Genomic DNA, 21,513 nt, shown 5'->3' on the forward strand with positions numbered 1-21,513 from the left:
CGCTATGGAAGGGCTACAACGGTGTTTTGTCCTTCACTCTCGTCCTTACAGTGAGACGAGCCTGATCCTTGATGTTTTTAGCGAGGATTACGGCCGTCTTACTTTATTGGCGAAAGGTGCACGGCGTAAACGCTCCAACCTCAAAGGCGCACTTCAGCCTTTTACTCCGTTATTTATGAAATGGACGGGGCGCGGCACCATGCCCATTTTGACCCAAGCTGAGCCCATCTCTATCAGCCTGCCTATGCGCGGCTACATCCTATATTCAGCGCTTTATGTTAATGAACTTATCGCTCGTGTACTGGAAACAAATACCCCCTATCCAGTGTTGTTTCTGGATTACCTGAATGTGCTACGTGAATTGGCACAAGCGGATAACCCAGAACCTGCATTACGACGTTTTGAATTAGCCCTATTAAATCACCTTGGTTACGGTATCGATTTTCTGCACTGTGCGGGGAGTGGTTTATCTGTTGAGGACGGTATGACCTATAACTACCGTGAGCAGCGAGGCTTTATTGCGTCAATGATGACCAATCAATTGACGTTTACAGGGAATCAACTCAAAGCGATTTCTGCACGTCACTTTACCAGCCCAGATCAGCTTCGGGCGGCAAAACGCTTTACACGTATTGCCTTAAAACCTTATCTTGGCGGGAAACCATTAAAAAGTAGGGAACTGTTTATCCCTCGATCAAGGAGTACCGGAAAATGAACAATATACTACTCGGCGTCAATATCGATCATGTGGCAACTCTGCGTAACGCGCGTGGCACACGTTACCCTGATCCTGTGCATGCTGCGGAAGTCGCTGAGCGTGCAGGTGCTGATGGTATTACGATTCACCTTCGTGAAGATCGTCGTCATATTAATGATCGTGATGTCCGTATTTTGCGTGAGACCATTCAAACACGTATGAACCTTGAAATGGCCGTAACCGATGAGATGGTTGATATTGCGCTTAAGACCCAACCTGAATTCGTTTGTTTAGTACCTGAAAAACGCGAAGAATTGACCACTGAAGGTGGTTTAGATGTGGCTGGTCAGCTGGACAAAATCAAAGCAGCAACAGCGAAACTGACGGCTGCGGGTATTAAAGTCTCGCTATTTATTGATGCTGATCGTACCCAAATTGATGCCTCGCTTGCGTGTGGTGCGCCGTATATTGAGCTTCACACTGGCCACTATGCCGATGCAAAAACAGAAGAAGAGCAGCAAGCTGAACTTAAACGTATTGCTGCTGCTGCAAGTTATGCTGATGGTTTAGGCATTAAAGTGAATGCAGGCCATGGTTTGACATACCACAACGTAAAACCGTTAGCAGCACTGCCTGAAATTTACGAGTTGAACATTGGTCATTCAATTATGGGACGAGCAATGTTTGATGGCTTAAATAAAGCCGTTGCGGATATGCGCGCTATCATGCAAGAAGCGCGTAAGTAATGGCTATCCTTGGCTTAGGGACGGACATCGCGGAAATAGAGCGGGTCGAAAAAGTATTAACTCGTCGTACGGGTGAGGCTTTTGCTGAACGTGTTCTAGTGCCGTCAGAGCTGGCTGCGTTTCATGCACTAAAGCTTAAAGGACGTTACTTAGCTAAGCGCTTTGCGGTGAAAGAAGCGGCTTCTAAAGCATTGGGGACTGGTATTGCGTGTGGTGTTAGCTTCCAAGACTTCACGGTGACCAATGATGATTTGGGTAAACCTGTCTTAACCTTATCGGGCAAGGCGGCGGAATTAGCCGCGGCAATGGGCGTAAATCATGTTCATTTGACGATTGCGGATGAAAGGCGATACGCCGTTGCTACAGTGATCCTAGAAAGCTAAACCGTAAAGTAATGAAAAAGGAGAGCCGAGGCTCTCCTTTTTATGGTCGTAATATTAGCGTGACGGTATTAGTGACGATACTCTTTTGATGCTTTAACCACATTATTCATTTCATCGATAAGCTCTAATAGTTCAGGCTCAATATCATCTTGTTTCGCATTGGCTTTTAGCTGAGTTTCAATGGTATGGCACAAGGATTTCAAGCGCGGTACTCCGCTGTATGCACAGCTACCATGCAATTTGTGAATTGACGGCCATAGCTCAATCTCTTTGCCGTCGAGTGCTTCATTTACCAACATTTCGACTTCCGGCATGTAATCGAGCAGCATTTGTAACATGTCTTTGGCGAGATCCTCTTTGCCTGCTGCTTGCTTTAAGGCTAAGGTCCAATCCCAGCTGATACTGTTGTCATACTGCGAGGCTTCTTCCTGCTGTTTTTCGATCGGTGTGAAGATTGCGTCTTCAACCTCATTGTCTGTTGATTGATCGTCTGGATGAGTCCATTTTGACAATATTTGCTGCAAGATATGTTCTTCAATAGGTTTGGTGAGGTAGTCATCCATACCAGCCTTGATAAGACGTTCCCGCTCACCAGCCATCGCATGTGCTGTTACAGCAATCACTGGCGTATGGTGGTTTAGTTCAGTCTTATGGATCTCCTCACAGGCGGTAACCCCGTCCATTTCAGGCATTTGAATATCCATAAATACTAAATCAAAGGCTTTCTGGTGGGCATATTCCACCGCCTTACGGCCACCGGTTGCGGTTATAACTGTTTCTACACGCTCACTCAATAGGGCTGAAATCAGTTTAAGGTTGGCAGGATTATCATCAACGGCCATGACAGTTAATGGCAAAATGGTTTGCGTTGGCTCAGACAGTAATATGGCTTCTGGCTCTAGCAATAAATCATTGCTGCCTGCGAGCGCCTCAAACAATTTACGCTGTGCTAATGGTTTACCGAGACAAGCTGATACGCCCGCTGCCAGTAAGCGCTCTGAGAGTGCCAACTCTGTAGCAGGTAAGCTCACAATAACTTTGTCTGCCACCTGCTCGGCTTTGAACACATTATCAAGCAGAGTCGCAATCGGAGGTTGTTCACCCGGAGAGAGGCTTAACAGGGCAAACTGATGCGGCTCGATATCTTCAGGCATAGTCGAGCGATAGGTGACTTGCAGGCCAGCATTAATCAAGCGTTGCTGCGTTACGGACGCTGCCTGCATGTTTGGCTCGATCAGCAGGAGTTTTTTACCGATCAGAGCTTCAGTGTCTATTGGCTGTGAAACTGGCAAATCAGTTTTCATTAGACGTAAGCTGAACCAGAACGTCGACCCTTGGTGCAAGCGGCTGGTTAAGCTGATTTCACCACCCATTTGGGTGACCAGTTTTTGAGTGATAACTAGACCTAATCCCGTACCACCATAGCGGCGTGAAATACTGGCATCGGCTTGGCTAAATGCTTGGAATAGCTGAGCTTGCTGGCGCTCAGAAATGCCAATACCGGTATCACGAACAATGAATTGCAGTTCGACGTTTTCTTCTTTATCAGCTTTGAGTTCCACCGAGACATCAATGTTACCGCGCTCGGTGAATTTTACTGCGTTACCAATGAGGTTCGTCAGTACTTGCTGAATACGCAGTGGGTCACCAATTAATCCCGCAGGAATACGATTGTCGATCTTTAACGTCAGCTCTAGCCCTTTTTCGTGGGCGTTTGGTGCCAGTAGACGCATGACCTCATCAAGTGATTCGGTAAAATCGAACGGAATATTTTCAAGCAACAACTTACCAGCTTCAAGTTTCGAGAAATCGAGAATGTCATTGATGATCGTGAGTAGATTATTAGCCGATTTTTCAATGGTCTGTAAGTAATCTTGCTGGCTCGAACTTAAACGGGTTTTAAGCATTTGGCGGGTAAAACCAATGACACCATTAAGTGGTGTACGCAGCTCATGCGACATGTTGGCCAAAAATTCCGACTTCACTCGTGCCGCTTCTTGAGCGCGTTTTTTCGCAATATCGAGCTCAACGTTCTGAATCTCTAGCTGTTCAAGCGTTTCACGTAGATCTGAGGTGGCCTGATCGATGCTTTGCTGCATTTCGATATGGTATTCCGCCAGTGAAATAGCCATGGCATTGATACCGTTTTTCAAGGTATCGAGTTCACCCAATAGTTGCCCTTCGATACGCACATCCAAGTGACCACGGCGGATACGGTCAACTACGCTTACCATATGTGATATAGGGCGGGTGACATCTTGCATCAATCGATATGCAAACAAACAAGACAATGTCAGCCCAAGTAATAGCACCATTAAAGCGGTAAATACTTCTTGGTATTGCTGTAAGCGCAGGCTGCTTAAATCGAGTTCTAACGCAATATAGCCCAGCGTGCGTTCTTGGCCTTCGATACCTGATAGCTGACCAAACTGACCTTCGCTGATGATTGGTGCTCGCAATATCATCGAATTTTCATTGAGGCGTGTATCTAAGAGTAACGGGATCGGCTCATCGTCTGGGTACATCAAGGCTTCGAAATTACGATGAAAGTTTGAGGTAACAAACAATTCGTTGTTGGCATCGAATACCGCAATACTGCGTATAATTTGAGAGTGTTTTCGATGGGCGTAGCCAATTAACCGACGTACGGCTTCTCGGTTATCTTTGGTCATACCAAATTCGGTTGAAATGGCCAGCGGCTCAATAATGCTTGCGCCGGTAGAGACAAGTTGATGTTCAAGGTCCTGATAGCGGCTCATAGTGAAAAAAGCGCTTAATAACAGGCCGATAATCAGCGTTGGTGCTAATGTCAGGGTGAAGACCCTGGCACGAAGTCCATATTTGGTCATGGTTCTCTTAATTACAAGAAAGCGATTCTATGGGAGAATTAGTATCCATCAGTGGCCTAGCTTAAAGAAAGTCAGGCCATTCGACAAATTCTCAATGTCTGAACAGTGAGCGAAACACCTATGGCACGCTTTTTTAAGCCTCAAAAACGAAAAATTACCGACACTAAGCACAAGGAAATCACGATAAGTCGCTTAGACCATGTAGGCGCTGGAGTGGGCCACCTGAATAAAAAACCGGTATTTGTTGACGGTTTATTACCAGGCGAAAAAGCGGTTGTTCAGTTTACTGAAGACAAAAAACAGTACGCACGTGCGACTGTGATCAAGCGTCTAACCGATAATGCCGAGCGTATTAAACCGCATTGTCCAATCTATGACCAGTGCGGTGGCTGTAACTTACAACATTTATCCCATTCAGCTCAGGTAGTTGCCAAGCAGCAATCCTTGGGTGAGCTGATGACAAAGTTTGCGGGAGCTGAGGTCGAGATCCAGCAAGCAAAACCAATTGTCGCACAAGATTTTGAATATCGCCGTTGTGCACGTTTCGCGGTAAAGCTCAGTGCCAAAGGGCAACTTGCGTTTGGTTTCCGTAAAAAGCAAAGCAAAGATATTGTCGATGTCGCACATTGCCCAATCTTAGCGGCATCATTGAATGAACTTTTACCGTCATTACGTACTCTGTTAATGGGGTTAAAGGGACGAAAAAACCTTGGGCACGTTGAGCTGGTGGAAGCCGATAATGGCCGTGTTGTGTTGATCCGCCATTTAAAGCCGTTTTCTGACAGCGATATGTCACAAATTAATGCGTTTGCTGATAAAAATGACATCACGTTATATCTAGCGCCTGAGAGTGATGAGCTCAATCATGTGCGTGGTGATAAACCACACTATGGCTTGGACGGGGTTGAACTGACGTTTTCACCAAAAGATTTTATTCAGGTGAATGCGAATGTGAACAAACAGATGGTTGCTCAAGCGGTTGAATGGTTAGATGTGCAGCCAGAAGATCGGGTGCTTGACCTATTTTGTGGTTTAGGTAATTTCAGTTTACCACTGGCAAAACGTGCAAAATCACTGGTTGGTGTTGAAGGTGTCGATGAAATGGTTCATCGTGCTACTTATAACGCCGAAAAAAATGGTATCGATAACGCAACCTTCTATCAGGCTAACTTGGAAGAAGACGTGACTTTGTTATCATGGGCAAAAGAACCCTTTAATAAAATATTACTCGACCCTGCGCGCGCGGGCGCAGCAGGTGTTATGCAGCACGTTATAGCACTTAAACCACAGCGTGTGGTGTATGTGTCATGTAACCCTGCCACGTTGGCGCGTGATAGTCAGGCACTGCTGCAACAAGGTTATCAGTTGGAGCGTCTTGGTATGTTGGATATGTTCCCACAGACAGGACACTTAGAATCAATGGCGCTATTCGTAAAAACGGTTCGCTAAAACGATCGAGTCATACGTAAACGCCATTACAAAAAGCAAAACAGGATAGAGAAATGGTCGCAGTTCGCGGTGCGCATTTAAAGGAAAACGATACATTTGAGCTTTCAGCATGGGTTGATAGTTTGCAGCAAGACGCCAAGATATCGAAGCGTCTAAAAAGCACCTATCAGCGGTGTATCGACATAACATCAACGGAAGATTCAGCAGCATTGTTGCTGTGGCGTGGCCGCGAAATGGTTGAGATCCTCGTGATGCTCAGCATGGATGCAGAAACCTTGGTCGCAGCTTTGCTGTGCCCATTGGTTGAAGCGGGTGTCTACGACTTAGAACAAGTCAAAGAAGACTACAACACTGCAATCATGCAGCTGGTGGCGGGGGTTGACCAAATGGCAGCTATCCGCCAGCTTAGTGCAACCACTGAAGGGGCGGCGCAATCAGCACAGGTAGATAATATTCGCCGTATGCTGCTATCGATGGTGGATGACTTCCGCTGCGTGGTCATTAAACTTGCTGAGCGTATTTGTAACCTACGTGAAGTGAAAGATGAGCCTGATGAGGTACGCCGCGCTGCTGCGAAAGAGTGTGCCAATATTTACGCACCGCTGGCTAACCGTTTGGGTATTGGTCAGTTGAAGTGGGAAATAGAAGATTACGCTTTCCGCTACAAACACCCTGATACTTATAAGAAAATTGCGAAGCAACTGTCGGAGCGCAGGATTGTACGTGAGCAATACATCGAGCACTTTGTCACTGATTTAGCTGACTCTATGGTGAGCTGTAATATCAATGCCGAAGTGCAAGGTCGTCCTAAACACATCTATAGCATCTGGCGTAAGATGCAGAAAAAGAACCTTGATTTTGACGAACTTTTCGATGTGCGTGCAGTACGTATTATTGCCGACCAGCTGCAAGACTGTTATGCCGCGTTAGGGGTTGTACATACTAAATACCGTCATCTGCCAAAAGAGTTTGATGACTATGTCGCTAATCCTAAACCGAACGGTTACCAGTCTATCCACACGGTAGTGTTGGGGCCTGAAGGTAAAACCATCGAAATTCAAATCCGCACCAAGCAGATGCATGAAGAGTCGGAATTGGGTGTCGCAGCACACTGGAAATACAAAGAGGGTGGCGCGGCAGGTGGTAATAAATCATCTTACGATGAGAAAATTGAATGGCTTCGTAAGCTGCTTGTGTGGCAAGAGGAAATGTCAGACTCTGGCGAAATGCTGGATGAATTACGCAGCCAAGTCTTCGATGATCGCGTGTATGCCTTTACCCCAAAAGGGGATGTGGTTGATTTGCCTTTGAATGCGACGCCGCTTGATTTTGCATATCATATCCACTCTGAAGTGGGTCACCGTTGCATTGGTGCTAAGGTGGAAGGGCGTATCGTTCCATTCACCTACAACTTACAAATGGGTGATCAAGTTGAAATTATCACCCAAAAAGAGCCTAACCCATCACGCGATTGGTTAAACCCGAACTTAGGTTTTGTTACCTCTAGCCGTGCGCGTGCCAAAGTACATGCTTGGTTTAGAAAACAAGCACGTGATAAGAACTTGATCGCAGGGCGTGAAATGTTGGAGGCCGACTTACATAAGTTAGGCGCCACCATGAAAGACGCAGAACTTTATGCGTTGAAACGCTTTAATGCCAAAAACCTCGATGAGTTGTTTGTCGGCGTCGGCAGTGGTGATTTGCGTATTAATCAAGTGGTTAATCATATTAACACCTTGGTGAATAAACCCACCGCAGAAGAAGAAGACAAGCAACTGCTTGATAAGCTGACGGAAGCCAGTGAAAAGAGCAGCACCAGCACCCAAAAACCACAACGAGATGCGGTTGTGGTGGAAGGGGTGGATAACCTGATGACCCACCTAGCGCGTTGTTGCCAGCCGATCCCAGGTGATGACATCACGGGGTTTGTGACTCAAGGACGGGGTATTTCGGTTCACAGGAGTGATTGTGAACAACTGGACGAGTTACGTCATCATGCACCAGAGCGTTTGATTCAAACGGTGTGGGGCGGTGGTTTCGTTGGTAACTACAACATTACAGTGCGTGTGATTGCCTCTGAACGAAATGGCTTGATCAAAGAACTCACGAATACCTTAGCCAATGAGAAAACCAAAGTCTCTGGCATGAAGAGCCGTATCGACTATAAGAAACAAATGTCGATCATGGATTTTGAGCTAGAGCTAACGGATTTAGAAGTGCTCAGTAAGGTACTTAAGCGCCTAGAGCAAGTGAAAGACGTCGCCGAAGCGAAGCGTTTGTACTAACGTTGTACAGAACAATAAAAATAAATAACGGGAAGCCTTAGTGCTTCCCGTTTTGTTAAGCGAGATAAAAATGGAAAAAATGACTCCAGCAGCAATGACACAACTACTTGAAATTATGGCGACGTTACGCGACCCGCAACAAGGTTGTCCGTGGGATATCAAACAGACGTTTGACTCGATAGTGCCGCATACTATTGAAGAAGCCTACGAAGTAGCTGATGCTATTCATCAGCAAGACTGGCCTGAAGTAAAAGCTGAATTAGGGGATTTACTGTTCCAAGTGGTGTTTTACAGTCAAATGGCGAAAGAGCAGGGTTTATTTGATTTTGATGATGTAGTCGCAGGACTAAATGAGAAACTAACGCGCCGCCATCCTCATGTTTTTAGTGAAAAAGAATTTGCTGACGATGCGGAAATTAATGCTAATTGGGAAGCAGAGAAAGCCAAAGAGCGCGAACAAAAAGCAGATGACTTGAGTGTATTGGCAAATATTCCACTTGCGTTACCTGCATTGAGCCGTGCTGATAAGATTCAACGTCGTTGTGCCAAGCACGGTTTTGACTGGGATACGCTAGGCCCTGTGGTCGATAAGGTCAAAGAGGAAATTGATGAAGTTCTAGAAGAAGTCATCCAAGTTGAACCAGATCAAGCCAAAATCGCGGAAGAAATGGGGGATTTACTGTTTGCTACAGTTAACTTTAGTCGCCACTTAAAGGTCAACCCAGAGCAAGCTTTACAGTTGGCGAATAAAAAATTTGAGCGTCGATTTCGCCAAGTGGAAGAATGTGTGCTAGAACAAGGTTTGCACCTTGAAGACTGCTCGCTGGAAAAACTGGATGGCATCTGGGATCTTGTAAAGCAACAAGAAAAGTCGAATTGCTAATCAAATTATACTGTTATTGCTCGGTTAAATAGTATGCGGTTAAGGAATAGTTTTGTTGTTATTTTACACGAACAGTTTGTGCAACTCGTATAATTGATTTGAAACAAATAATACTCATGATTGCTGTGATAGTTTTCACGTTGTGGCGATAAAAGGTGTCTGGTATCATTGCTCTCCGTCCAGATAGTTTTTATATCCTCTACACCAATCTTCCAGGTTAAATATGACAACGAATTACATTTTTGTTACGGGCGGGGTTGTTTCCTCTCTAGGTAAAGGTATTGCTGCTGCATCTCTAGCGGCTATTCTAGAAGCACGTGGTCTTAAAGTGACTATGATGAAACTAGACCCTTACATCAACGTTGACCCAGGCACAATGAGCCCAATTCAGCACGGTGAGGTATTCGTTACGGAAGACGGTGCAGAGACCGACCTTGATCTTGGTCACTACGAGCGTTTCATTCGTACTAAGATGACCAAGCGTAATAACTTTACAGCGGGCCGCGTGTACGCGGACGTACTTCGTAAAGAGCGTCGTGGTGATTACCTAGGCGCAACCATCCAGGTTATTCCACACATCACTAACGCGATCAAAGAACGCGTTATTGCAGGTGCTGAAGGCCACGATGTTGCTATCGTAGAAGTGGGTGGTACTGTTGGTGATATCGAGTCACTACCATTTATGGAAGCGATTCGTCAGCTAGCGGTTCAGCATGGTCGTGAGAACACTATGTTCATGCACTTAACACTAGTGCCATACCTTGCAGCAGCAGGCGAAGTGAAAACTAAGCCAACGCAGCACTCTGTAAAAGAACTACTTTCTATCGGTATTCAGCCTGACATCCTTGTATGTCGTTCTGACCGTATGATTCCAGCTAACGAGCGTGCGAAAATTGCATTGTTCTGTAACGTTCCTGAAAAAGCTGTAATCTCAATGAAAGACGTAGATTCAATCTACAAGATCCCTCAACTGATTAAGGCTCAAGGTCTAGATGACCTAGTATGTCAACGTTTCGGCATCACAGCGCCAGAAGCAAACCTTGCAGAGTGGGAACAAGTCATTTACGAAGAAGCAAACCCTACCGCTGAAGTTGTTATCGGTATGGTTGGTAAGTACATTGAACTACCAGATGCTTACAAATCAGTAAATGAAGCATTAAAACATGCTGGTTTGAAAAACCGTCTTTCTGTGAAGATCAAATACATTGACTCACAAGATGTAGAATCAAAAGGCGTTGAAGTTCTAGAAGGTCTAGATGCAATCCTAGTACCTGGTGGCTTCGGTAATCGTGGTGTTGAAGGTAAAATTCAGACAGCACAATACGCTCGTGAAAACAAAATTCCGTACTTAGGCATTTGTCTGGGTATGCAAGTGGCACTGATCGAATTCGCACGTAATGTTGCGGGTCTGGCTGATGCGCATTCAACTGAATTTAACGCAGAAACTAAGAACCCAGTAGTTGGTTTGATTACTGAGTGGGTTGATGGCGAAGGAAATGTTGAAGAACGTACAGATAAATCAGATCTAGGCGGCACAATGCGCCTTGGTTCTCAGCTATGTCACCTAGCGGACGGTTCAAAAGCACGTGAGCTATACAACAGCCCAACAGTGCACGAACGTCACCGTCACCGCTATGAAGTAAACAACAACCTACTTCCTACACTAGAGAAAGCAGGTTTGAAAGTTTCTGGTCTGTCTGCAGATAAGAAACTGGTAGAGATTATCGAGTTCCCTAACCACCCATGGTTTGTGGCAGCTCAGTTCCACCCTGAGTTCACATCAACGCCTCGTGATGGTCACCCATTATTTGAAGGTTTTGTAAAAGCGGCAGGTATTAACCAACGCGGTGAACTTAATCAGTAAGGATTACTGGTAGCAGTGGCGGGGGATGCTACTGCTATTTTTTAGCTTTTTATTTTGAAGATAAAGCAAGAGGAAACATAATGTCTAAGATCGTTAAAGTTCTAGGTCGTGAAATCATCGATTCACGCGGTAACCCAACTGTTGAAGCTGAAGTACACCTAGAAGGCGGTTTCGTTGGTATGGCGGCAGCACCATCTGGCGCATCTACTGGTTCTCGCGAAGCTCTTGAGCTACGTGACGGCGACAAATCACGTTTCCTAGGTAAAGGTGTTCTTAAAGCAATTGAAGCTGTAAACGGCCCAATCGCTGAAGCACTAGTTGGCAAAGATGCGAAAGCACAAGCTGACATCGACCAAATCATGATCGACCTAGACGGTACTGAAAACAAATCACTTTTCGGTGCTAACGCAATCCTAGCTGTTTCTCTAGCGAATGCTAAAGCGGCTGCAGCGGCTAAAGGCATGCCTCTTTACGAGCACATCGCAGAGCTAAACGGCACAGCTGGCGTATTCTCTATGCCTCTACCAATGATGAACATCATCAATGGTGGCGAGCACGCTGATAACAACGTTGACATCCAAGAGTTCATGATTCAGCCAGTTGGCGCTAAAACTCTTAAAGAAGGTCTGCGTATCGGCGCTGAAGTATTCCACAACCTAGCTAAAGTTCTTAAGTCTAAGGGCTACAGCACTGCAGTTGGTGATGAAGGTGGCTTCGCTCCTAACCTTAAGTCTAACGCTGAAGCGCTAGAAGTTATCGCAGAAGCTGTTGCAGCTGCTGGTTACGAACTAGGTAAAGACGTTACTCTTGCTATGGACTGTGCAGCATCTGAGTTCTTCGACAAAGAAGCTGGCATCTACAACATGAAGGGCGAAGGTAAAACTTTCACTTCTGTAGAGTTCAACCACTACCTAGCTGAGCTAGCGAACAACTTCCCAATCGTTTCTATCGAAGACGGTCTTGACGAGTCTGATTGGGATGGCTTCAAGCACCAAACAGAACTTCTAGGCGACAAGCTTCAAATCGTTGGTGACGATCTGTTCGTTACAAACACTAAGATTCTTGCAGAAGGTATCGAGAAAGGCGTAGCTAACTCTATCCTTATCAAGTTCAACCAAATCGGTTCTCTTACAGAGACTCTAGCTGCAATCAAGATGGCTAAAGATGCTGGTTACACAGCAGTTATCTCTCACCGTTCTGGCGAAACTGAAGATGCAACTATCGCTGATCTAGCGGTAGGTACAGCTGCAGGTCAAATCAAAACTGGTTCTATGAGCCGTTCTGACCGTGTTGCTAAGTACAACCAACTTATCCGTATCGAAGAAGCTCTAGGTGCTAAAGCTCCTTTCAACGGTCTTAAAGAAGTTAAAGGTCAAGCTTAATCATTAAGCTTTGATTTTGGATAATTAATTATCCGACGACTTTATGGAAGCCGCCTCGAATGAGGCGGCTTTTTTTATGCTTAAATAAAAAAGACATGCGTGCGAACGCTAGTCAGAAATCGCGTATTGTGGGATGATTGCCGAGCGTGTTGAAGGCGTCTTATTTGCCGAGCTTATGATGAATTGCATTTGGGCTCGGCAAATAGGTATGAATAACAAAACAAAATAGAGTGGGATTTCCATGCGTTTGTTAACTGTACTGATGTTATCCGTGCTGTGCTGGCTACAATATGAATTCTGGCTTGGAAAAAACGGCATGATGGAATACTTGCAGGTTAAAGATAACGTTGAGATTCAGCGTCATGCGAATGCTGAAGTCGCGCTGCGTAATCAGCAAATGTATGTCGAAATCTCCGATCTTAACCGTGGCCTTGAAGCGGTAGAAGAGCGAGCAAGAAATGAACTTGGCATGATAAAACCGGAAGAAACATTTTTCCGTATTGTTGGTGATAATTAATTATCATTGTATTGCCATTATGAATAGCGAACTTCTAACATGACCCAACAACTGACTGCTGTCGTTCCAGCGGCAGGAGTAGGTAGCCGCATGGCTGCTGACCGACCTAAGCAATATCTATCCATTGCGGGTAAAACAATTTTAGAACATACCATCGACCGCTTGTTGAGCCACCCTGCTATTCAGCATGTCGTTATTGCGATTACTCCCTCCGACCCTTATTTTGCTGATTTGCCGCTAGGGCAAGATCCGCGAATTACGGTTGTTGATGGTGGTGCCGAGCGGGCAGATTCCGTGTTTGCAGGTTTGGCAAAAGTACCGAATGATAGCTGGGTATTAGTGCATGATGCTGCTCGTCCATGTTTGCGTCAGAGCGATCTTCAAAATTTGATCGATGCCGCTTTACATAGTGATTGCGGGGCAATCCTAGCATCGCCTGTGCGCGATACCATGAAGCGTGGTAACGGTGAACAAGGGATCGCAAACACCGTTGACCGAAGTGATTTATGGCACGCGCTGACTCCGCAAATGTTTAAAGCTGAAGAGTTACGTGAGGCCTTACAAACTGCATTACGTGACGGCGCGATGGTGACAGATGAAGCCTCTGCGTTGGAACACTGCGGTAAAACACCACGTCTAGTGAAAGGGCGTGCGGATAATATAAAAGTAACCCAGCCTGAAGATTTAGCGCTGGCTGAATTTTATTTGCAATTATTGGTAAAGGAACAAGCATGATGCGAATTGGACACGGCTTTGATGTGCACAAATTTGGCGGTGAAGGCCCAGTAATTATTGGTGGCGTAGCCGTACCTTATGAGCAAGGGCTGATTGCCCACTCAGATGGGGATGTAGCGCTTCATGCTGTTTGTGATGCTTTACTCGGCGCGATTGGCGCGGGTGATATTGGCCGTCACTTCCCAGATACTGATGCTGAGTGGAAAGGCGCAGATAGTCGATTTTTGCTGCGTGACGTTTACCATAAAGTAAAAGCAAAAGGTTACCGCTTAGGTAACCTAGATGTCACCATTATTGCGCAGGCGCCTAAAATGGCACCGCATATTGATGACATGTGTAAAACGATTGCTGAAGATTTAGAAACAACAATCGATAATATTAATGTTAAAGCAACAACCTCTGAGCGTTTAGGATTTACTGGACGTAAAGAAGGTATCGCATGCGAAGCAGTTGTTTTAATTCACAAGGCTAACTAAGCAGTAGCCCACTATAACGGTGTGATTATGTCTGATGTAATGGACAACTTTTTATGGCTTCACGGTAAGCCAACCTCACAAGGCTACATCAAAGTATTACCTGAACACTTTGTTGTAAAAGAGAATCTCGGCTTCTCATTTGCGGGCCATGGTGAGCACTTTATGGTCAAAATCCATAAAGTGGGTGAGAACACTAAATATGTCGTGAACGAGCTAGCAAAAGCATGTGGGGTCAAATCACGTGATGTAAGCTGGGCGGGCTTGAAAGATCGCCATGCAGTAACAGAACAGTGGTTGAGTGTTCATTTACCAGGTAAAGATGATCCTGATCTTGCTCAGTTTGAAGCGGAGCACCCTGGCATTAAAGTGTTAGAGACTGCTCGCCATGATAAAAAATTACGTCCAGGTGATTTAGTTGGTAACTGGTTTGAATTGCGTCTAACCGATATTGATACGCCAGCGGCGGTAATTGAACGATTAGAAAAAGTGCAGCAACAGGGTGTGCCTAATTACTTTGGTGAGCAACGTTTTGGCCGTGGTGGTAATAACGTTGTTAAGGCGCGTGCTTGGGGTAACGATGAATTTCGTGTTCGCGATAAAAGCAAACGTAGTTTTTACTTATCTGCTGCGCGCTCATGGTTATTTAATATGGTGCTATCTGCGCGTATTGAACAACAAAACGTGCACACTGTCATATTAGGTGACTGCTTACAAGCGCAAGGTCGTCATGACAGTACGCTGGTTGAGTCTCTTGACGGTGATTGGCAAAGTAAAGTGGATGCCGGTGAACTTGCGATTACGGCACCTATGGTCGGTGATAATGCTTTACCAACCAGTGCTGATGCGGAAGCGTTGGAACTGGCTGTGATTGATGCAGAACCGCCATTGCTCAAATTGATCCGTGATAACCGTATGCGTCATGAACGTCGCCCACTGTTGCTTAAACCAGATCAACTCACATGGCAGCAAGAAGATAACGATATTGTTGTTTCTTTTGCTCTGCCTGCAGGCTGCTTTGCAACGGCAGTAGTACGTGAATTAATGACAGTACGAGAGCAAGAAGGCGAATACTATGCGAATTCTGATCAGTAACGATGATGGCATTTTTGCAGAAGGGATAAAAACCCTAGCCGAGTCGTTAGCTGAGCTGGGAGAAGTGATTGTTGTTGCCCCTGATCGTAACCGTTCAGGCGCATCGAACTCGCTGACATTAGATATCCCGCTGCGCATCCGTGAAGAAGGTCAAGGGCGTGTGTCTGTTGAAGGCACACCAACCGACTGCGTACATTTTGCGTTGAATGAATGGTTAGATTACCGCCCTGATTTAGTGGTTGCTGGCATTAATCATGGTGCCAATTTAGGTGATGATGTGCTTTATTCTGGTACGGTGGCAGCCGCAACCGAAGGACACTTTTTAGGTGTACCTGCGATTGCGGTATCATTAGTGGGTAAAACACACTTTGCAACAGCAGCACAGGTTGTGAAAGAGGTGATTGTAAATATGCAGTCGACCCCTTTACCGACCAATAAAATTCTAAACATTAACGTGCCTGATTTACCCTATTCTGATCTTCAACCTTGGCAGGTTACACGTTTAGGTGCTCGTCATCGTGCCGAAGATATGGTGAAAGAAATCGACCCTCGTGGCAAAACAGTTTATTGGTTAGGCCCTCCAGGTGCATGCCAAGATGCTGGCCCTGGTACGGATTTTTACGCAATAGAACAAGGTGCTGTGTCGATCACACCATTACAAGTAGATTTAACCGCGCATGATGCCCTTTCAGGCATGAAGCAGTGGATGCAAGATGTGGAGATAAATTAAGGATGCGTCATGTGAGAGAGCGGCATAACCTGATGACATTTTTGAAACAGCAAGGTATCACCAATGAGAGTGTACTGGCTGCAATTGAAAATGTACCAAGGGAGCTGTTTGTCGATGAAGCCTTTTCTCATCAAGCTTATGAAAATAATGCCTTGCCAATTGGCAGTGGTCAGACAATTTCGCAACCTTATATCGTTGCGAAAATGACACAGTTACTGGCGCTGACGCCAGATTCAAAAGTGCTAGAAATAGGTACTGGGTCTGGCTATCAAACGGCAGTTTTAGCACATTTGGTAAACCATGTTTGTTCGGTTGAGCGAATTAAGGCGCTTCAATGGCAGGCCAAACGTCGCTTTAAAAAGCTCGAACTCCATAACATTTCAACAAAACATGGTGATGGTTGGCTAGGTTGGCACAATAAAGGGCCATTCGATGCCATTATTGTTACAGCGGCAGCTGAAAGTTTGCCCGTTGAGTTGTTGACGCAATTAACCCACGGTGGCCGCTTGATTATTCCTGTGGGTGAGCACCAGCAAGTGTTAAAGCAAGTCACGCGTCAGGGTGATGAGTTTTTATATCAAGATATTGAAGTTGTACGTTTTGTTCCGCTAGTAGCTGGAGAGTTAGCGTAAAGCATGATTAAAGGCGTGTTAGGGAAACACTATTGGCGGGTATTAGCGGTAGCAACGAGTTTGCTGCTGCTGTCTGCTTGTAGCTCGAATCCGCCAGCCCCAGTCTCGAGTATTAATAGTAAATACGGTAATGTCGAACGTGGCAGTTTCCGTGGTAGCTACTACCAAGTAAAAAAAGGCGATACATTATACTTTATCGCCTATGTTACTGGTCGTGACGTTAAAGATATCGTTGCGAATAACCGTTTGTCTGCTCCATACACCATTTATCCAGGACAAAAGCTTCAACTTTGGAAGCCGAAATATACAGCGCCATCGTATGGAAAGTCAGCGCCTGTCATCGTGGCTAAAACACCTTCTAAAACAACCAAAAGCCAAGCAAAGCCGAAACCCAAGCCCAAGCCTAAGCCGAAACAAACAACCCCAGTGAAAAAGGCTCAACCCCAGGCTGCACAAAAAACCGCCAATAAAAAAGTTGATCAGGCTCGCACAAAGGAGTACTCTCAAAACACCAAAAGTAACAAAGTTGTTACAAAAAGTGCAAGTTCCAATAACAAGGTTGACCGTTGGATTTGGCCAACGCAAGGGCGACTTATTGCTGGTTTCTCTAACTCTGAAAATGGTAATAAAGGGTTAGATATTGCAGGTCAACGGGGACAAGCGGTAAAAGCATCGGCGGCTGGCCATGTGGTATACGCAGGTAATGCACTTAGAGGCTATGGCAATTTAGTGATCATCAAACACAGCGATGACTATCTAAGCGCTTATGCCCATAACGATAAGTTACTGGTGAAAGAAAAGCAGGCAGTTAAAGCAGGTCAGAAGATAGCTTCCATGGGAAGTTCTGGCGCTAAGAGTGTCCGTTTACACTTTGAGATCCGTTACAAAGGTAAGTCAGTCAATCCGATGCGCTACTTACCGAAAAAATAGACAAGCTGAAGTTGTAATGTCTTGCTAACTCGCCATCTGGGAGGCGCTATGAGTAGAAGCAGCACAGCCAAAAACATCGAAAAATTTGATTTTGATGAAGACATGGAAATGGAAACCCCTACCGTAACAGAAAAAGCGGAAGCCGCTGAAACTGAAGCCGATGATGTAGAAATTTCACGTTACGGAACAACGCAAAAAGCACTTGATGCGACCCAACTTTATCTTGGAGAAATTGGTTTCTCCCCCCTCCTTACCGCAGAAGAAGAAGTGCTTTACGCTCGTCGCGCCTTACGTGGTGACGAAGTTGCCCGTAAACGTATGATTGAAAGTAATCTCCGTTTAGTGGTGAAAATTTCTCGTCGTTACAGTAACCGAGGACTTGCCCTTTTAGATCTTGTTGAAGAAGGTAATCTAGGTCTGATTCGTGCGGTTGAGAAATTTGACCCTGAGCGCGGCTTTCGTTTTTCAACTTACGCAACATGGTGGATCCGCCAAACCATTGAGCGGGCGATCATGAACCAAACGCGTACTATCCGTTTGCCTATCCATGTGGTTAAAGAGTTGAACGTATATTTACGTACTGCACGCGAGCTAGCGCAAAAACTGGATCATGAACCCACCGCGGAAGACATTGCCCTCAAATTAGAAAAACCCGTTGATGATGTCAATCGGATGCTGCGTTTGAACGAACGTGTAGGCTCGGTGGATAACCCGATTGGTGGTGATTCAGAGAAAGCCTTACTTGATATTATTCCAGATGAAAAAAATGGTGGACCTGAAACCTCAACTCAAGACGATGATATCAAACACTCAATAGTGGCATGGCTACAAGAGTTGAACCCTAAGCAGCGTGAAGTGCTAGCCCGTCGTTTTGGACTACTGGGTTATGAAGCATCAACCCTCGAAGATGTCGGCCGAGAAATTGGTTTAACACGTGAGCGCGTTCGTCAAATTCAAGTTGAAGGGCTTCGCCGTTTACGTGACATGCTAACCCATCAGGGCTTAAGCATTGAATCTTTGTTTAACCAAGATATGTTATAGCAACGTAGTTACTATCCTAGCTGTACCGAAAAATTGGGTACATCCATAACGTTAGTATACCAACGAAAAAGAGGACGCATTATGCGTCCTCTTTGTCTTTTTAGTCGTTATAGCCACCAGCTGAACGCTTGATTATAGCAGCGCTTTTAAGCGGTAAAGTTCATCCAGAGCTTGACGTGGCGTCATCTCATCGGGGTTAACTTTGGCCAATGCTTCTTCTACTTCACTTGGTTCTGGGATCAGCGTGAGTTGGTTTTCTTCTTTTGGCACACCACCTGTAGGCTTGATGGCCTGTTGGTGACCGCTCGCTTCCAATTGTTGCAGTTTACTCTTAGCACGTTTAATGACGGCTTTAGGTACACCCGCTAAACTGGCAACGGCCAAGCCGTAAGATTTGCTGGCAGCACCTTCTTGAACGGCATGCATAAAGGCAATTTCATCGCCGTGTTCAACCGCATCTAAGTGAACATTCGCCAAGCCGTCCATCAATGACGGTAGCTCGGTTAATTCAAAGTAGTGGGTCGCAAATAGTGTCATTGCGGCAATTTTTTCAGCTAACCATTCAGCACTGGCCCATGCTAGCGATAGGCCATCATAAGTACTAGTGCCACGGCCAATTTCATCCATTAGTACTAAGCTATTTTGGGTGGCATTGTGCAATATATTCGCTGTTTCTGTCATTTCGACCATGAAGGTTGAACGGCCAGAGGCTAAATCATCAGAAGCACCAATACGGGTGAAAATGCGATCAAGAGGGCCAATTTTAACGGCTTCCGCTGGTACAAACGAACCCACATGGGCCATTAAGGCAATCAAGGCGGTTTGACGCATATAGGTCGATTTACCACCCATATTTGGACCCGTAACGATCAGCATACGGCGATCGTGGTGGAGTGAGATAGGGTTAGCGATAAAAGGTTCGCTTAGCACTTGCTCAACGACAGGGTGACGGCCTGCGGTTATCTCAATCCCAGTTTGTTCGGTGATCTCCGGACGGCAGTAATTTAGAGTGTCGGCGCGTTCTGCAAGGTTCGCCAGTACATCTAGTTCAGAGAGTGCGTTGGCGATTAACTGCAGTTGTTCGAGGTGCGGTAGCAACAAATCAAACAACTCTTCCCACAGTTTTTTCTCTAATGCTAATGCTTTAGATTTTGAATGCAGCACTTTATCTTCGTGTTCTTTTAGCTCGGGGATAATGTAACGTTCGGCATTCTTTAGCGTTTGTCGACGCACATAGTGCGCAGGGACTAAGTGGCTTTGACCACGGCTGACTTGGATAAAGAAACCGTGCACTTGGTTAAAGCCAACCTTTAAACTATCGATATCGTGATGTTCACGTTCGCGCTTTTCTAATTCATCAAGGTAGCGGGTTGCACCATCAGCAAGATCGCGCCATTCGTCTAACTCGGCGTTATAACCTTCAGCTAAAACACCACCATCGCGCATGACGACAGGTGGATTCTCTTTGACGGCACGTTCGAGCAATTCGCAGATGTCATCCATAGGCGCAGCGTGCTGAGCTAACTCTTTAACACGAATTTGGTCAGTGTCAGACAGAATATCGCTGAGTTCTGGTAAGTGCTGTAGCGCGGTACGCATGCGGGCTAAATCGCGTGGGCGGGCAGAGCGTAATGCAAGGCGTGCCAAGATACGCTCAAGGTCGCCCATATTGCGTAGGTTGCTTGCCACATCCATGAATAGACCAGAGTCTTTAAATGCCGCAATAGCATCAAGACGACCATTGAGTTGTTGGCGATCGCGGATCGGTTGGTGCAACCAACGTTTTAGCAAACGGCTACCCATAGGGGTCGCGGTATGATCCAGCACTGATGCCAACGTGTTATCAAAGCCGCCTGCAAGGTTTTGGGTTAGCTCTAAGTTACGACGGGTCGCAGCATCAAGAATCACAGCATGATCTTTACGATCTAAGGTGATCGCGCGAATGTGTGGTAGCGCAGTACGTTGCGTGTCTTTGACATATTGCAGCAAGCAACCAGCCGCACATAAGCCATGCTCCGCTTTTTCAACACCAAAACCCACAAGATCACGGGTGCCAAACTGCAAGGTAAGTTGCTGGCGTGCTGTCTCAATATCAAATTCCCACAATGGGCGGCGACGAGTGCCTTTGATATGTTCAATAATGTGCTGGTGGCTGAAATCTTCAGAGTAGAGTAACTCTGCAGGACTGGTGCGTTGTAATTCAGCTTGCATCGCTTCTTCAGTTTCAGGCTCTGACAACATAAAGCGGCCAGAGGTAATATCGAGTGTGGCATAGCCAAATCGATCACCCGAGTGGAAGATAGCAGCAATAAGGTTGTCGTGACGCTCATTAAGTAACGCCTCATCACTGACTGTACCAGGTGTGACAATACGAACAACTTGACGTTCAACTGGGCCTTTGCTGGTTGCAGGATCACCGATCTGCTCACAGATAGCGACTGACACACCTTGTTGAACAAGCTTTGCTAAATAGCCTTCAACAGCGTGATGTGGCACACCTGCCATCGGGATTGGCTCGCCGTTAGATGACCCACGTTTTGTTAGGGAAATATCTAATAGCTGAGAAGCATTCTTGGCATCATCAAAAAATAGTTCGTAGAAATCCCCCATACGATAAAACAACAACACATCAGGGTTTTCAGCCTTGATCCTTAAAAACTGCTGCATCATTGGGGTGTGCTTTTCTAAACCTTTCACTGTCACGATATTGCCTACTTAGTTTGTTCTGAGATGCCAGATGAAATTCTGGAGAGTAAGGATACGTGAATCCGATCTGGTGGCAAAGTGGTAGCGAGGATTTTCTTCACTTGCACTTGGCGTTA

The 21,513-nt window shown here is 45.8% G+C and carries 18 protein-coding genes; 16 read left to right on the forward strand and 2 right to left on the reverse strand.

The window, feature by feature from the left end:
• Positions 1 to 4: 4 nt before the first annotated feature.
• From recO to acpS, 3 genes are read left to right on the forward strand one after another with little or no spacing between them, the layout of a single operon-like run.
• Entirely contained in the window at positions 5 to 715 is a 711-nt protein-coding gene (gene recO / locus OCU87_RS02610) for a DNA repair protein RecO (protein WP_261857782.1), read from the forward strand.
• Positions 712 to 1,443: a pyridoxine 5'-phosphate synthase gene (gene pdxJ / locus OCU87_RS02615; RefSeq protein WP_062692785.1), complete on the forward strand. Its 732-nt coding sequence runs from the start codon at positions 712 to 714 to the stop codon at positions 1,441 to 1,443. The genes recO and pdxJ overlap by 4 nt, the downstream gene beginning before the upstream one ends.
• Complete coding sequence (acpS, locus tag OCU87_RS02620; RefSeq protein WP_062692783.1) at positions 1,443 to 1,826, forward strand: holo-ACP synthase; 384 nt, start codon at positions 1,443 to 1,445, stop codon at positions 1,824 to 1,826. Before pdxJ ends, acpS begins: the two co-directional genes overlap by 1 nt.
• Positions 1,827 to 1,894: 68 nt before the next feature.
• Here the strand turns inward: acpS and barA are convergent, their stop codons facing one another.
• Positions 1,895 to 4,675 (reverse strand): two-component sensor histidine kinase BarA, encoded by a 2,781-nt coding sequence (barA, locus tag OCU87_RS02625; protein WP_094958326.1) that lies wholly within the window; start codon positions 4,673 to 4,675, stop codon positions 1,895 to 1,897.
• A 120-nt stretch (positions 4,676 to 4,795) separates the two neighbouring features.
• On the opposite strand from barA, the gene rlmD reads away from it, so the two are divergent.
• The 13 genes from rlmD (at position 4,796) to rpoS (ending at position 18,691) form a co-directional block, all read left to right on the forward strand.
• On the forward strand, positions 4,796 to 6,124 hold the full coding sequence (rlmD, locus tag OCU87_RS02630; RefSeq protein ID WP_062692782.1) for a 23S rRNA (uracil(1939)-C(5))-methyltransferase RlmD: 1,329 nt from the start codon (positions 4,796 to 4,798) through the stop codon (positions 6,122 to 6,124).
• A 53-nt stretch (positions 6,125 to 6,177) separates the two neighbouring features.
• A complete protein-coding gene (gene relA, locus OCU87_RS02635) occupies positions 6,178 to 8,409 on the forward strand; it encodes a GTP diphosphokinase (protein ID WP_261857783.1) in 2,232 nt (743 codons plus the stop codon).
• A gap of 70 nt (positions 8,410 to 8,479) precedes the next feature.
• Complete coding sequence (mazG, locus tag OCU87_RS02640; RefSeq protein WP_062692778.1) at positions 8,480 to 9,292, forward strand: nucleoside triphosphate pyrophosphohydrolase; 813 nt, start codon at positions 8,480 to 8,482, stop codon at positions 9,290 to 9,292.
• 223 nt (positions 9,293 to 9,515) lie between these two features.
• Complete coding sequence (locus tag OCU87_RS02645; protein WP_094958324.1) at positions 9,516 to 11,156, forward strand: CTP synthase; 1,641 nt, start codon at positions 9,516 to 9,518, stop codon at positions 11,154 to 11,156.
• Positions 11,157 to 11,236: 80 nt separating this feature from the next.
• Positions 11,237 to 12,538, forward strand: a complete 1,302-nt coding sequence (gene eno, locus OCU87_RS02650; protein ID WP_062692775.1) for a phosphopyruvate hydratase — start codon at positions 11,237 to 11,239, stop codon at positions 12,536 to 12,538.
• Between the two features lie 241 nt (positions 12,539 to 12,779).
• Positions 12,780 to 13,055 carry a cell division protein FtsB gene (ftsB, locus tag OCU87_RS02655; RefSeq protein ID WP_062692773.1) on the forward strand — a complete coding sequence of 92 codons (276 nt, stop codon included), beginning with the start codon at positions 12,780 to 12,782 and terminating at the stop codon, positions 13,053 to 13,055.
• 39 nt (positions 13,056 to 13,094) lie between these two features.
• Positions 13,095 to 13,790 (forward strand): 2-C-methyl-D-erythritol 4-phosphate cytidylyltransferase, encoded by a 696-nt coding sequence (gene ispD / locus OCU87_RS02660; protein WP_094956960.1) that lies wholly within the window; start codon positions 13,095 to 13,097, stop codon positions 13,788 to 13,790.
• Positions 13,790 to 14,266: a 2-C-methyl-D-erythritol 2,4-cyclodiphosphate synthase gene (gene ispF, locus OCU87_RS02665; RefSeq protein ID WP_094956972.1), complete on the forward strand. Its 477-nt coding sequence runs from the start codon at positions 13,790 to 13,792 to the stop codon at positions 14,264 to 14,266. Before ispD ends, ispF begins: the two co-directional genes overlap by 1 nt.
• 27 nt (positions 14,267 to 14,293) lie before the next feature.
• Positions 14,294 to 15,358, forward strand: a complete 1,065-nt coding sequence (truD, locus tag OCU87_RS02670) for a tRNA pseudouridine(13) synthase TruD (RefSeq protein WP_261857784.1) — start codon at positions 14,294 to 14,296, stop codon at positions 15,356 to 15,358.
• Positions 15,339 to 16,088 (forward strand): 5'/3'-nucleotidase SurE, encoded by a 750-nt coding sequence (gene surE, locus OCU87_RS02675; RefSeq protein WP_261857785.1) that lies wholly within the window; start codon positions 15,339 to 15,341, stop codon positions 16,086 to 16,088. Before truD ends, surE begins: the two co-directional genes overlap by 20 nt.
• Positions 16,089 to 16,090: 2 nt before the next feature.
• Positions 16,091 to 16,720 (forward strand): protein-L-isoaspartate(D-aspartate) O-methyltransferase, encoded by a 630-nt coding sequence (locus OCU87_RS02680; RefSeq protein ID WP_062692768.1) that lies wholly within the window; start codon positions 16,091 to 16,093, stop codon positions 16,718 to 16,720.
• A 3-nt stretch (positions 16,721 to 16,723) separates the two neighbouring features.
• Positions 16,724 to 17,650: a murein hydrolase activator NlpD gene (gene nlpD / locus OCU87_RS02685; protein ID WP_062692766.1), complete on the forward strand. Its 927-nt coding sequence runs from the start codon at positions 16,724 to 16,726 to the stop codon at positions 17,648 to 17,650.
• A 48-nt stretch (positions 17,651 to 17,698) separates the two neighbouring features.
• The gene (gene rpoS / locus OCU87_RS02690) at positions 17,699 to 18,691 is read left to right on the forward strand and encodes an RNA polymerase sigma factor RpoS (RefSeq protein WP_261857786.1); all 993 of its coding nucleotides are present in this window, start codon (positions 17,699 to 17,701) and stop codon (positions 18,689 to 18,691) included.
• A gap of 132 nt (positions 18,692 to 18,823) precedes the next feature.
• On the opposite strand, the gene mutS is transcribed toward rpoS, so the two are convergent.
• A complete protein-coding gene (mutS, locus tag OCU87_RS02695; RefSeq protein ID WP_390960782.1) occupies positions 18,824 to 21,361 on the reverse strand; it encodes a DNA mismatch repair protein MutS in 2,538 nt (845 codons plus the stop codon).
• Positions 21,362 to 21,513 lie beyond the last annotated feature (152 nt).

This window comes from Photobacterium sanguinicancri (genome assembly GCF_024346675.1).
In the GTDB taxonomy this organism is placed as follows: Bacteria; Pseudomonadota; Gammaproteobacteria; order Enterobacterales; family Vibrionaceae; genus Photobacterium; species Photobacterium sanguinicancri.

Excerpts from the sequence above, each read along its gene's own strand:
- rpoS (WP_261857786.1), top strand. The coding sequence starts at position 17,699 with ATGAGTAGAAGCAGCACAGCCAAAAACATCGAAAAATTTGATTTTGAT.
- truD (WP_261857784.1), top strand. The coding sequence starts at position 14,294 with ATGTCTGATGTAATGGACAACTTTTTATGGCTTCACGGTAAGCCAACC.
- recO (WP_261857782.1), top strand. The coding sequence starts at position 5 with ATGGAAGGGCTACAACGGTGTTTTGTCCTTCACTCTCGTCCTTACAGT.
- ispF (WP_094956972.1), top strand. The coding sequence starts at position 13,790 with ATGCGAATTGGACACGGCTTTGATGTGCACAAATTTGGCGGTGAAGGC.
- nlpD (WP_062692766.1), top strand. The coding sequence starts at position 16,724 with ATGATTAAAGGCGTGTTAGGGAAACACTATTGGCGGGTATTAGCGGTA.
- relA (WP_261857783.1), top strand. The coding sequence starts at position 6,178 with ATGGTCGCAGTTCGCGGTGCGCATTTAAAGGAAAACGATACATTTGAG.
- ispD (WP_094956960.1), top strand. The coding sequence starts at position 13,095 with ATGACCCAACAACTGACTGCTGTCGTTCCAGCGGCAGGAGTAGGTAGC.
- mazG (WP_062692778.1), top strand. The coding sequence starts at position 8,480 with ATGGAAAAAATGACTCCAGCAGCAATGACACAACTACTTGAAATTATG.
- mutS (WP_390960782.1), bottom strand. The coding sequence starts at position 21,361 with ATGATGCAGCAGTTTTTAAGGATCAAGGCTGAAAACCCTGATGTGTTG.
- ftsB (WP_062692773.1), top strand. The coding sequence starts at position 12,780 with ATGCGTTTGTTAACTGTACTGATGTTATCCGTGCTGTGCTGGCTACAA.
- barA (WP_094958326.1), bottom strand. The coding sequence starts at position 4,675 with ATGACCAAATATGGACTTCGTGCCAGGGTCTTCACCCTGACATTAGCA.
- OCU87_RS02645 (WP_094958324.1), top strand. The coding sequence starts at position 9,516 with ATGACAACGAATTACATTTTTGTTACGGGCGGGGTTGTTTCCTCTCTA.
- surE (WP_261857785.1), top strand. The coding sequence starts at position 15,339 with ATGCGAATTCTGATCAGTAACGATGATGGCATTTTTGCAGAAGGGATA.
- eno (WP_062692775.1), top strand. The coding sequence starts at position 11,237 with ATGTCTAAGATCGTTAAAGTTCTAGGTCGTGAAATCATCGATTCACGC.
- acpS (WP_062692783.1), top strand. The coding sequence starts at position 1,443 with ATGGCTATCCTTGGCTTAGGGACGGACATCGCGGAAATAGAGCGGGTC.
- rlmD (WP_062692782.1), top strand. The coding sequence starts at position 4,796 with ATGGCACGCTTTTTTAAGCCTCAAAAACGAAAAATTACCGACACTAAG.
- OCU87_RS02680 (WP_062692768.1), top strand. The coding sequence starts at position 16,091 with ATGCGTCATGTGAGAGAGCGGCATAACCTGATGACATTTTTGAAACAG.
- pdxJ (WP_062692785.1), top strand. The coding sequence starts at position 712 with ATGAACAATATACTACTCGGCGTCAATATCGATCATGTGGCAACTCTG.